Annotated in this window: 11 protein-coding genes; 2 read left to right on the top strand and 9 right to left on the bottom strand. The window is 61.8% G+C overall.

The window, feature by feature from the left end:
- The 6 genes from proB to BAUR9175_RS09920 all read right to left on the bottom strand — a co-directional run bounded on the left by proB (position 1) and on the right by BAUR9175_RS09920 (position 5,500).
- Positions 1-1,167 (bottom strand): glutamate 5-kinase, encoded by a 1,167-nt coding sequence (proB, locus tag BAUR9175_RS09945; RefSeq protein WP_009884170.1) that lies wholly within the window; start codon positions 1,165-1,167, stop codon positions 1-3.
- Positions 1,164-2,726: a GTPase ObgE gene (gene obgE, locus BAUR9175_RS09940; RefSeq protein ID WP_009884169.1), complete on the bottom strand. Its 1,563-nt coding sequence runs from the start codon at positions 2,724-2,726 to the stop codon at positions 1,164-1,166. Before obgE ends, proB begins: the two co-directional genes overlap by 4 nt.
- Positions 2,727-2,808: 82 nt before the next feature.
- Entirely contained in the window at positions 2,809-3,060 is a 252-nt protein-coding gene (gene rpmA / locus BAUR9175_RS09935; protein ID WP_009884168.1) for a 50S ribosomal protein L27, read from the bottom strand.
- Positions 3,061-3,073: 13 nt separating this feature from the next.
- A complete protein-coding gene (gene rplU, locus BAUR9175_RS09930) occupies positions 3,074-3,382 on the bottom strand; it encodes a 50S ribosomal protein L21 (RefSeq protein ID WP_029417392.1) in 309 nt (102 codons plus the stop codon).
- A gap of 175 nt (positions 3,383-3,557) precedes the next feature.
- Positions 3,558-3,872, bottom strand: a complete 315-nt coding sequence (locus tag BAUR9175_RS09925; RefSeq protein WP_009884166.1) for a chorismate mutase — start codon at positions 3,870-3,872, stop codon at positions 3,558-3,560.
- 95 nt (positions 3,873-3,967) lie between these two features.
- Positions 3,968-5,500 (bottom strand): alanine/glycine:cation symporter family protein, encoded by a 1,533-nt coding sequence (locus BAUR9175_RS09920; RefSeq protein WP_029417390.1) that lies wholly within the window; start codon positions 5,498-5,500, stop codon positions 3,968-3,970.
- Between the two features lie 142 nt (positions 5,501-5,642).
- Between BAUR9175_RS09920 and BAUR9175_RS09915 the strand changes: the two genes are divergently transcribed.
- Positions 5,643-6,746 (top strand): SPFH domain-containing protein, encoded by a 1,104-nt coding sequence (locus BAUR9175_RS09915; protein WP_205676682.1) that lies wholly within the window; start codon positions 5,643-5,645, stop codon positions 6,744-6,746.
- A gap of 108 nt (positions 6,747-6,854) precedes the next feature.
- Here the strand turns inward: BAUR9175_RS09915 and BAUR9175_RS09910 are convergent, their stop codons facing one another.
- On the bottom strand, positions 6,855-9,962 hold the full coding sequence (locus BAUR9175_RS09910; RefSeq protein ID WP_035279194.1) for an Rne/Rng family ribonuclease: 3,108 nt from the start codon (positions 9,960-9,962) through the stop codon (positions 6,855-6,857).
- Between the two features lie 346 nt (positions 9,963-10,308).
- Here BAUR9175_RS09910 and BAUR9175_RS09905 point away from each other — a divergent pair, with 346 nt between their 5' ends.
- Entirely contained in the window at positions 10,309-10,959 is a 651-nt protein-coding gene (locus tag BAUR9175_RS09905) for a vitamin K epoxide reductase family protein (RefSeq protein ID WP_009884162.1), read from the top strand.
- Between the two features lie 140 nt (positions 10,960-11,099).
- Here the strand turns inward: BAUR9175_RS09905 and ndk are convergent, their stop codons facing one another.
- Together ndk and BAUR9175_RS09895 are read right to left on the bottom strand one after the other, a co-directional pair.
- Positions 11,100-11,513, bottom strand: coding sequence for a nucleoside-diphosphate kinase (gene ndk / locus BAUR9175_RS09900; protein WP_009884161.1), 414 nt, complete (start codon positions 11,511-11,513; stop codon positions 11,100-11,102).
- A gap of 82 nt (positions 11,514-11,595) precedes the next feature.
- Positions 11,596-11,961, bottom strand: coding sequence for a DUF4233 domain-containing protein (locus BAUR9175_RS09895; protein ID WP_009884160.1), 366 nt, complete (start codon positions 11,959-11,961; stop codon positions 11,596-11,598).
- Positions 11,962-11,964: the final 3 nt, after the last annotated feature.

Raw genomic sequence — 11,964 nt, 5'->3', positions numbered from 1 at the left:
CTATCTCCCCCCGCTCACGTGAGTGAGTACGAGATCATTGCGATGGATGACCTCTTTACGGTAATCATTTCCCAGTCGGGTGCCAAGTTCGTCCGTGGAGAAGCCGAACATCGCGGGCAGCTCATGGGCTGAGAAGTTGGTCATTCCACGGGCGATGACCGTGCCGTCGAGGCTTCTGATCTCGATGGGGTCACCCGCCTCGAAGTCACCGGTGACACCTGTGACTCCGGCAGCCAGCAGGGAGGTTCCTCTGGAGAGCACTGCCGATTCGGCGCCCTTGTCGATCGTCACCGAGCCGAAGGTGCGAGCCAGATGCCGCAGCCACAGGAGCCGGGTCCCGCGCCGTTTGTGCGTCACGGCGAACCAGGTGCCCACATGTTCACCGCCGAGCACTCCAGAGACCTTCTCCGCGGAGGTCAGTACTGCTGGGATCCCTGAGTCGGCCACCATCAGCGCGGCTTCGACCTTCGTCGCCATGCCCCCGGTTCCCGTGCCGGCCGATCCGGTTCCGCCGATGGCGATGTCCCCGAGGTCGGCGATGCTGGAGACGTGTTCGATGCGCACCGATTCAGGCAGATTCGGCGGCCCGGAGTACAGGGCGTCGACGTCGGACAGGAGCACGAGAGCATCGGCGTGTGAGAGATGTGCGACGAGAGCGGCAAGGCGATCATTGTCGCCGAAACGGATCTCTTCGGTCGCCACAGCGTCGTTCTCATTGACGATCGGCAAGGTCCCGAGCGCAAGCAGCTTGTCGATGGCGCGTTGGGCGTTCTTGTATCTGGTGCGACGGATCAGATCATCGGCGGAGAGCAGGACCTGTCCTGGGACCAGATCGTAGCGACCAAGAGCCCGAGTGTAGGCGGCCATCAGCAGACCTTGGCCGACTCCGGCCGCAGCCTGCTGTGTGGCCAGGTCACGTGGCCGTTTGTACAGCCCCATGGGTTCGAGTCCGGCGGCGATCGCACCGGAGGACACGAGGATGACCTCATGACCTGCGGCACGATGGGCACCGATGACATCGGTCAGCGCAATCAGCTTCGCCTCGTCCAAACCTCCGTCGAGGGTCGTCAGCGACGAGGAGCCGACCTTGATCACGATGCGCCGGGCCGTGGCGATATCCGTGCGCACCGGGTGGTTCTCAGTTACGGAGGACGAACTCTCGATCATTCCTGACCGGACTCCGCATCGGAGACGGACGCGCCCGAGCTTTCCCGGCTGCGGACAGCGCGCTCAGCAAGACGCTCCTGTTCCTGCTCGGCCCGGACTGCGGCCTTGGCATCCATGCGGTCGTGGAATGCCGCCTTGCGCTCCTTGCGTGTCGACCGTGTGTCGTCTTCCAAACGCAGGTCTGTACCGCGGCTGCCCAACAGCTCGGCACCGCCCACACTTGTCGGATCCCAGTCGAAGACGACACCGTCATCTCCGCCGATCACGATCGTGTCGCCGGGCTTGGCACCGGCCTTGAACAGGGATTCTTCGACGCCGAGACGATCGAGCCGGTCGGCGAGATAACCGACAGCCTCATCATTGGCGAAGTCTGTCTGGCGCACCCAGCGTTCGGGCTTGACTCCGCGGATCCGGAAGACAGGACCGTCGTCATCGCTTTCGGCCTGCACCTGGAATCCGCGGTCGTCGACTGCCCGAGGACGAATGACGACGCGCTGCGGCGTGGCTTCGAACTCTGCCCGACGCTCACGTTCAGCGGTGACGAGTTCTGCCATGGCGAATGAGAGTTCCCGCAGACCGGTGTGGCTGACGGCGGAGATCTCGAACACCCGATAGCCAGCGGCTTCGAGGTCCGGGCGGACGATATCGGCTAGGTCATGGCCATCGGGAATGTCGACCTTGTTGAGCGCCACCAGCTTCGGACGTTCGGACAGAGGCAGCAGCCCGCTTCCGTCGTCGAGGTCGACCGCGTAGGCGGCGAGTTCGGATTCGATGATCGTCAGGTCCGAGACTGGATCACGGCCCGGCTCCCACGTCGCCATGTCAACGACGTGGACCAAAGCGGCACAGCGTTCGACGTGGCGCAGGAACTCCAGGCCCAGCCCCTTGCCCTCCGACGCACCCGGGATGAGTCCCGGGACATCGGCGATCGTGTAGCGCACATCCCCGGCCTGGACCACGCCGAGGTTGGGCACGAGTGTCGTGAACGGGTAGTCCGCGATCTTCGGCTTGGCCTCAGACATAGCGGCGATGAGGCTGGATTTGCCGGCTGAGGGGTATCCGACGAGCGCGATGTCCGCAATCGTCTTCAGTTCCAGCACCAAGCTCAGTGCTTCGCCAGGTTCGCCCAGCAGGGCGAAGCCCGGAGCCTTGCGCTTCGACGATGCCAGAGCCGCGTTGCCGAGTCCGCCGCGGCCACCTGCGGCAGCAACGTATTCGGTTCCGGGTTCGACGAGGTCAGCGATGATCTCGCCGTCCTTGCTCTTCACAACCGTGCCCTCTGGGACAGCGATGACGAGATCTCCCCCGTCAGCGCCATGACGCAGATCGCCCTTCCCGATTCCGCCGTCGTCTGCGGTCAGGTGCGGACGGTGGTGCAATGGCAGCAGCGTGGTGGTCTGGGTGTCGACGACGAATTTGACGTCACCGCCCTGACCTCCGTTGGCGCCGTCAGGTCCGCCAAGAGGTTTGAACTTCTCGCGCCTGATCGAGGCGCAGCCGTTGCCGCCGTCACCGGCGGAGAGATGGACTGTGACACGGTCTATGAACTCGGTGGCCATAATGTCCTTATATCAGATGAAGGGTGAGTCTCGAGACTCACCCTTCATGGACCCCTAACAGGGGAAAAACAGAACTAGTCGATCAAGCGCCGACGATGTTGACGATCTTACGACCGTTGCGTTTGCCGAATTCCACGGCTCCTGCGGACAGCGCGAAGAGCGTGTCGTCTCCGCCGCGTCCGACGTTGGCGCCTGGGTGGAACTTGGTTCCGCGCTGGCGAACGATGATCTCTCCGGCCTTGACAACCTGTCCACCGAAGCGCTTCACACCGAGGTACTGCGGGTTCGAGTCGCGACCGTTACGGGACGAGCTGACTCCCTTTTTGCTTGACATGTGAAGTCTCCTCTTACTTGATGTTCGTGATCTTCAGACGGGTGAGGTCCTGGCGGTGGCCCTGACGCTTCTTGTAACCGGTCTTGTTCTTGTACTTCTGAATGATGATCTTGGGACCGCGAAGCTCGTTGACGACCTCAGCGCTGACAGCGACCTTCGACAAGGCATCGACGTCGGTCGTGACAGTCTCACCGTCGACGAGGAGGACGGCGTCGAGCTCGACGCTCTCTCCGGCCTTCGCCTTCATTCGGTTAACTGTGATGATGTCGCCGACGCTGACCTTTTCCTGATGGCCACCGGCACGGACAATGGCATAGACCATGTCGAACCCTTTCTGTTCATACACAAACGAACGGCGGTTGATCCCTTGGCTCCCGAAGAAGGATTTCCCCGGGTGTCCCATTGAGAGGAATCACCAGCCGTGGTGCGCAGCACGCACCGACGATCAAGTCTAATGGATTCGACCATCGTTGGGCAAACCGTACGTCGTGCCGAACTCAAGCCTCACGGGTCTCAGCGATCCGTTCGTGATGACGGATCACCTCGGCGACGATGAAGGTCAGGAACTTCTCTGCGAACTCCGGGTCCAGGTGCGCATCTTCGGCCAGCCTGCGGAGGTGGGCAACCTGCCTGCGCTCCCTCTCGGGATCTGCGGGAGGCAGACCGTGGTCGGCCTTCAGCTCGCCGACTCTCTCTGTGAGCTTGAACCTCTCAGCGAGCAGATGGATGAGCGCTGCGTCGATGTTGTCAATGCTTCCGCGCAGTTCCAACAGTCGCTCCTGGGCATGTGTCTTGTCGTTGATCTGATCCACGTGCTCCAGTCTAACGAGACTCGAAGCAATCCGCCGACGACGCACTGAGGCCGATCTCGCGCCTTCGCGGGATCGGCCTCAGGGGAGAACTGAACTCAGACCATCTCCTCCACAGGAACAGCGTCCTTGGTGTCGGGGTCCATGAGCGTACCGGCCTTGCGGTCGGCCAGGTACTTCTTCATTTCCTTCTTCACCACCGGCATCAGCATGTAGAGGCCAAGGATGTTGATGAAGGCACAGAGGAACAGTGCGGCATCCGCGAACTCCACAATCTTGCTGAAGCTGGCGATGCAGCCGATGACCACGAACACGCAGACGAGGACACGGAAAACTGTGACTGCCCCCTTCGACTTGCCGAAGAGGTAAGCCCAAGCACGCTCACCATAGTAGGCCCAGGTGATTAGCGTGGAGAAGGCAAAGAGCGCGACAGCGATCGCCAGCAGCACCGGATACCAGCCAGCCACTGTGGAGAAGGCGTCCGAGGCCAGGGCCACGCCGCCGATCTCACCCTGTCCAAGGTCGTTGGTGTACGAGGGCTGGTTGGCAACGATGATGGTCAGTGCGGTCATGGTACAGACGATCACGGTGTCCACGAAGGGTTCGAGAAGTGCTACGAAACCTTCCGAAATGGGCCGACGAGTCTTGACTGCCGAGTGTGCGATCGCGGCCGAACCGATGCCTGCTTCGTTGGAGAAGGCTGAACGCTGGAAACCGATGATCATGACGCCGACGATGCCGCCGGCAACTCCCTGCGGTGCGAACGCTCCGTCGAAGATCTGGCCGATGGCCGTTGGGATCTGGCCGAAGTTGATAGCCAGGACCAAGAGGCAGGAAAGAACGTAGAAGATGCCCATGGCGGGGACAAGCTTGTCAGTCACGTGGGCGATCGACCGGATTCCACCGAGGATCACGAGACCAACGAGGCCAGCGAAGATGATGCCGAAGATCAATGACGCCGCAGGGCCAGCGAGGAAGCCGTCTGCGCCGCCGGTAGCGGTGCGAACCTGAACGAAGGTCTGGTTGGCCTGGAACATTCCGCCGCCCACGACGCCGAAGATGAGTATGGAGACTGCGAAGATTCCGGTCAGCAGACCGGCGATGGGCTTGGAGAACTTACGGAACGCGATGGGCAGGTATTTGAAGGGACCGCCGTAGACGACGCCGTTCTCGTCGATCTCTCGGTATTTGACACCGAGGGTGCACTCGACGAATTTCGTGCACATACCGAGAAGGCCGGCGATGATCATCCAGAAGGTAGCGCCGGGACCGCCGAGGGCGATAGCCACACCGACACCGGCGATATTGCCGAGGCCGACGGTGCCGGAGAGCGCCGAGGCCAGTGCCTGGAAGTGGGTGATCTCGCCCGGGTCGTTCTTGGACGAATGTTTGCCGCGGATCACTTCGAGTGAAACCTTGAATCCTCGTGCTTGGATGAAGCCGAAGTAGATGGTGAAGATCAGCGCCGCGGCGATGAGCCAGAGGACGACGAAGGGGAAGGAAATCGGTCCGAGCGTAATGGGAAAGAAGATGATGCCACCGAAGAAGGTGGCGATGGGATCGAACCAGGAGTTGATTGCATCATCAACTGGAGATTTGGGGGCATCTGCTGCCAATAACAAAGTGTTCATGGTGCAATAACCTGCCGTACCCCGAGGAAGGTAGCAAGCACTATTCCACGTGCCGCGGATACAGTTATCCAACTGTTATCTACATCACACCTGATGGGCTGTTCTGAGATGCACGTCTCATTCTGTGTCCTAGACTGAAATCATGACTCAGAACCCCAATCAGCACAGATATCCCCCGGCCCAGCCACCAGGACCGCAGCAGAACCAGCAGCGTCCTGACCGCGGATCTCGACAGCATCCCGGCAATGGGCCCCATCAATCCCCTCCGGGCGGCCCGCAGGCGCCCCCGGGAGGACCTCCAGGCCGGGGCCGAGGACGTCCTGCACGAATTGCGTCAGCGGAGGGTGAACGTGTCAGGGAAAGCTCGGCCGGAGGCGTGTCGGGCTACTTCGCCATCGTAGGCGGCGTCATCCTGCTGATTCTGGCACTCCTGCTCGCGGTGTTCGGACTCATCATGACAGTGGCACAGGCGGCGCTCGGGGTCATCCTCATCGTGCTCGGTGCCGTCATGTTCATTGCCGCGATGTTCCTGTTCAAGGGATGCACGTCCGTGGCTCCTGGCAATGCTGTCGTCCTGCAGCTCTACGGCAAGTACGTCGGCACAGTGCGCCAATCGGGACTGCGCTTCGTCAACCCCTTCTATTCGAAGATCCAGGTCTCCACGCGCATCCGCAACCACGAGACGTCGACGCTCAAAGTCAATGACCTCGATGGCAATCCGATCGAAATCGGCGCAGTGGTCGTCTGGCAGGTCCAAGACACGGCTCAGGCACTGTTCGAAGTCGATGATTTCGAGGAGTTCGTCGCCATCCAGGCTGAGACCGCTGTACGTCACATCGCGAACTCCTATGCGTATGACTCCTCGGACCCGAACCGTATGTCCCTGCGCGACAATGCTGATGAGATCACGTCGAAACTCTCCAGCGAGGTCGCAGCGCGAGTCGCCGCCGCCGGTGTGACCATCATCGAATCGCGCATCACCCAGCTGGCCTACGCGGCCGAGATCGCCCGCGCCATGCTCCAACGCCAACAGGCGACAGCCGTCGTGGCAGCCCGCCAGCTCATCGTCGAAGGTGCTGTCGGCATGGTCGAGACCGCCATCGAGCAGATCGAAGGACGCGGCATCGTCACGCTCGGTCACCTCGAACGCAGCGATCTCGTATCGAACCTGATGATCGTCCTCTGCGGCGACCAGGCCGCGCAGCCGACGATCAGCACCACAAGAAATCAGGAATCCGGCAAATAAGACGTCCCTCCACCGATCCCGATGATCGGTGGAGGGACGTTTCTGTGCGGCCTGGTCGTCGCAGTCAGACTGCGACAGCCCTGGCGCTCAGCCCGTTGGAGCCGGTGCTCAGTCCTCGCCGATGATGACGAACGAGGTCGGCAACGACGGCTGCGCCGTCTCGCTCTTGGCCTCGGACTTAGCGGCAGGCTTGCGTCGAGGAGCGGCCTTGACCGGTTCAGCCTTGGCCACCTTGGTCGCCGAGTCGGCTCCGATCATCAGCGGCAGCTCGGCTGCGGGAACCTCAGGTTTCTTCGCCCGCGCAGGCTTGGCCTGTGCCGGCTGCTCCTGGGCAGGCTGCTCCGGCGCAGGCGTCTCGTCGACCGTTGTGTCCTGAGCCGACTGGTCCTGTGCGGAGTCGGACGAATCAGCGGACTTCGCCTGCGAGCGTCTCCTGTTGCTGCGGGTCCGGGAACGGCCCGATCCGCCGTTTCCGGCCGAATCGCTGGGCTCGTTGCCCTGCGAGTCCTTAGAGCTGTCGGTGTTCGCCGAGGAAGAAGCGTTATCAGACACCGACGCGTCTTGGGAGCTTCCGGGCTCCTTCGACTCGGCTTCGTCCTTCTTCAGTGTGGCCTTGGCGATGGCGGCAACGGCTGAGCGGGAGGCATCGTTGGCAACGGTATCCGACTGGCCGTCGGAGTCGTTGGACTTCGATGATGATTTGTTGTCGCCGCGCCGCTTACGATCACGCCTGCTGTTGCCACCGTCATTGTTTGAGGACCGGTTGCCATGGTGGGCCTTCGATCCGTCCTCTTCCGAGCCAGGCAGCAGCAGCCCCCGGCCTGAGAGGTCAGCACCAGCACTGACCAGGGACTCGGCGAGCCCCGTGCCGATGCGTTTACGGGTCATCTGCACGAGACCCAGCGAGGTCACCTCGGCGACCTGATGCTTGGTCCTGTCCCGGCCCAGGCATTCAACGAGACGACGCACGACGAGGTCCCGATTCGACTCGAGAACCATGTCGATGAAGTCGACGACGATGATGCCGCCGATGTCACGCAGGCGAACCTGACGGATGACCTCTTCGGCCGCTTCGAGGTTGTTACGGGTCACGGTCTCTTCGAGGTTTCCGCCCGAACCGGTGAATTTGCCGGTGTTGACGTCGATGACCGTCATCGCCTCTGTGCGGTCGATGACAAGGGAACCACCGGAGGGCAGGTTGACCGTGCGCTGGAGCGCCTTCTGAACCTGTTCCTCGACCCGGTAGTGGTCGAAGATGTCTTCGTCTTCGCTGTAGCGGTGGACACGATCAAGCAGGTCCGGCGCGACGGCCTCGACGTATTCGTGGATGGTGTTCCAGGCTCCGTCACCGTCGATGACGAGCGAGGAGAAGTCCTCGTTGAAGACATCGCGAATGATGCGCACGATCATGTCCGGCTCGCTGTAGAGGAGCTGGGGGGCGAGCACCTTCGTCGACTTCGACTTCTTCTCGATGGTCTCCCACCGTTTGGCCAGTCGTTCGACGTCTGTGCTGAGCTCCTTGTCGCTGGCGCCTTCGGCCGCGGTGCGCACGATGACTCCGTTCGAGTCACCGACGAGTTCCTTGAGCAGCTTCTTGAGGCGATTGCGCTCGACATCGGGCAGCTTCCGCGAGATGCCGGTCATCGAGTTCCCGGGAACGTAGACGAGGAAACGTCCGGGCAGAGAGATCTGGCTGGTCAGGCGGGCACCCTTGTGACCGATCGGGTCCTTGGTGACCTGGACGAGAACCGCGTCGCCGGGGCTGAGGGCGACTTCGATGCGACGGGCTTTGCCGTCCATGCCCAGGGCATCCCAGTTGACCTCACCGGCGTAGAGAACGGCGTTGCGGCCCTTGCCGATGTCGATGAATGCTGCTTCCATGCTCGGCAGGACGTTCTGGACCTTGCCCAGGTAGACATTGCCGATGAGGGAGGACTGCTGGCGGTTCTCCTTGAGGTAGTGCTCAACGGTGATCCCGTCCTCGACGACGACCAACTGGGTCTGCTCGCCGCTTTCGCGCACCAGCATCGTCCGGTCGACCGATTCACGACGGGCGAGGAATTCAGCCTCGGTGATGACGGGGCGACGGCGACCGGCCTCGCGGCCTTCCTTGCGGCGCTGCCGTTTGGCCTCCAGGCGCGTGGAGCCCTTCAGCGAAGTCACTTCATCGTTGTCGGTGCTGCGTGTACGTGAGCGACGACGGCGACGGCGACGCGAACCGTTGTCGTCGTCATCATCGTGATCGTCATCGGAGGAGTCGTTGGACTTCTCCGTGGGCTGCTTGGAGGACTCGTCATCGGAGCTCTTCGTCTCCGCGGACTTGTTCGAGTCTGCCTGCTGGCCCTTCTTGTCCGAACGGCTGCCGGACCGGGACTCATTGTTCTTCGTTCCCGAGGCGGAGTCGTCGTCGGAGGAACCCTCGGTTGAGGCTCCGGCAGAGCCCTCGGCGTCGGAATCGCTGCCGTTGTCATCGCGTCCTCGGGAGCGGCGGCCACGGCCACCGCGACGCCGGCGACGGCCGCCGGAATCATTCGAGTCATTGTCCTCGGAGTCGTCATTCTTCACACGGCTGGTGTCGTGGTCTGAAGAGTCGGAATAGTCCGAGTCGTCATAGTCGTCGTCGGAATCGTCGCCGGTGTCCTCCACCTGAACGGGCTGAGCCAGTTCGGCCTTGGGCACCTGGAAGATCAGGCCGCCATCGTGAGGCACTGCAGGAGCGCTTCGCGGTGTCGGCGCGGGCGTAGGCTCGGCTGTCGGCGCGGCGAAGGGATTGCGAGGATCGAACGCCGGCGCAGGCGATTGGGCGTTTGCAGCGGTGTCATTCGAAGCGTCGTCGGCCTCCGAGGAATCGTTCGCTTCACTCCCCCGGACAGAACTCGCGGCCTCCGGTGAGTCTGCAGAGTCCTGTGAGTCTTCGTTGGAATCGCGGACGAACTGCTCGAAGACCAGTCCTCTGTTCGCCACGGCGTCACGTGCCTTCTTCGGTGCACTGCGTTTCGGCTCGGGGACGACATCGTCGCTGTCATCCGAGTCCTCATCGGGCTCTGGAAGACGCAGGGATCCTGCGGCCTCCGCGATGTGATCGAGCTTCTCCCTGATGCTCTCGTCGACATCTCCGTTCGCGGAGTCTGCCGTATTCACCGACTGCTGCAGGTTGGAGAGATCCGCGAGGATGCCCTCTGTTGCTTCGTTGCCGTCGTTTGACGCGTCATTCATTGTTACTCCCAGACCGAAGGCTCCGTCCACACCCCACGGATCTTCGGATCCTTGCATGGTCCAAATCGGACCGAAACTTGTGGATGGCACTTCCAGCTCGCGCTCAGCGCGTAGGCCTTCCATGCTGCCTCTTCTTGGTGTCGACCTGCGAGGTCGTACCCTCGACTCGGTGGAGGCACTTCTCCTGCTCGGTGTGAGAGCAGGTATCCGTTCGACCATTATGTCACAGATCAACCGAAGTGCTCCTGCTGTTGAGGATCTCCCCTGGTCCCCGTCACTGACGTATTGCGATCATTCACAGGTGTCTGCGTTTGCCGCTCGATGCCCGGGGAGGCATTCTTGGAGTGTGAATACCGCAGACACGCTTCCTGATGACGATATCGACGTAGTCCCGCAGACCCGATCCTGGGTGCTTCGGCCGGCCACCCTTGGCATCTTCCTCGTCGTCACCTCTGTCGTCGGCTTCCTGGCGTCCTTCGCCCTCGCTGTCGAGAAGTACGAGAAGTTGGAGAACCCGAATGCGGTACTCTCCTGCGATCTCAATCCGTTCTTCTCCTGCGGATCGGTCATGGAGTACCCCGAGAGCCAGCTCTTCGGCTTTCCCAATCAGCTGCTGGGAATCGCCGCTTTCATATTCCCGCTGCTGCTGGGCGTGTTGCTTCTTGCCGGAGCGAGGATCCCCGGATGGGTCATGGTCGGGCTCAACGTCGGCTTGGCTCTCGGCACCACTCTGGTGATGTTCCTGTTCTACATTTCGATCTATAAGATCGGCGTCGGCTGCCCGTGGTGCATGGTGGTGTGGACGATGACGATTCCGATGTTCGTCTCCGTCACGGCCCATAACGCCCTGGCCGGAAACTTCGGTGCCGGAATCGCTCGCAATCCGATCGCCAGAGTCCTGGCCAAGGAGAACATCGCGATCTTTGTGCTCTGGTTGCTCGTCATCGCAGCCTGCGTCGTCGTCCAGTTCTGGAATTTCTTCGCGACCCTGTTCTGACGGGGACCGCGCAGTCGGACGGAACAGCGCAGCAGGCAGTCCTACAGACTGCTCGAGCGCCCTGTCGCAGATCCCTTTTTGAGAGGAACTGCGACAGGGCGCCCGTATTTATGTGCGCAGAACTGCTGCCTTGAGGGGAATCAGGCGGGGAACCAGATTCCGATCTCGCGTTCGGCGGACTCGACGGAGTCGGATCCGTGCACCAGGTTCTTCTGAACCTTCTCTCCCCAGTCGCGACCGAGATCGCCGCGAATCGTACCCGGGGCTGCTGCCGTGGGATCTGTCGCCCCTGCCAATGAGCGGAAGCCGGGGATGACTCCCTGGCCGGAGGCGATGATCGAGACGATCGGGCCCTCTGACATGAAGTCGACGAGAGGCTGGTAGAAGGGCTTGCCTTCGTGCTCTGCGTAGTGGGCGGAGAGTTCATCGGCTGTCGCGGTCCGCAGCGACAGAGCGTCGATGCGGTAGCCCTTGGCCTCGATCCGAGCGAGGATCTGACCGACGAGTCCTCGGGCGACACCATCGGGTTTGATGAGGATGAGAGTGCGTTCCATTCCAGTCCTTTTCGTTTGTGCGGTGATCGGCGGTCACAGTTTAACCGCCGTGAGTTTCATTCCTGTCAATCGCCGAGGCGGTTCAGGCTCGTTCGGCCACTTCCCTGTCGATCCTCGCCGACCAATATACCGACACCGCCCACATGGCGATGAAGATGGCAGCGACGAAGAACATCGAGGTGACGAGGAATCCTGAGGCCACGAGGAGGGCCTGGACGACCCAGCCCAGTGCCACACCCGGTCGTTTCTGGCCGATCTTGCGTGGAAGCAGCAGCACCGACACGATTGCCAGAACCGCAATCACGGAAGCGCCGAGGAGGAGCTGGCCCAACGTCAGGGATCCTGCAGCCTTCACTTCCAGCCCATAGGCGGTGAGCACCGCGAAGTAGACGACGAAGAGCTCACAGATGAGGATCGAACCGCAGAGAACGGGAAACTTCGATTTCACAGT

This window comes from Brevibacterium aurantiacum, assembly GCF_900169065.1.
GTDB classification, from domain to species: domain Bacteria; phylum Actinomycetota; class Actinomycetes; order Actinomycetales; family Brevibacteriaceae; genus Brevibacterium; species Brevibacterium aurantiacum.
This window is presented reverse-complemented; position numbering and strand designations above follow the sequence as displayed.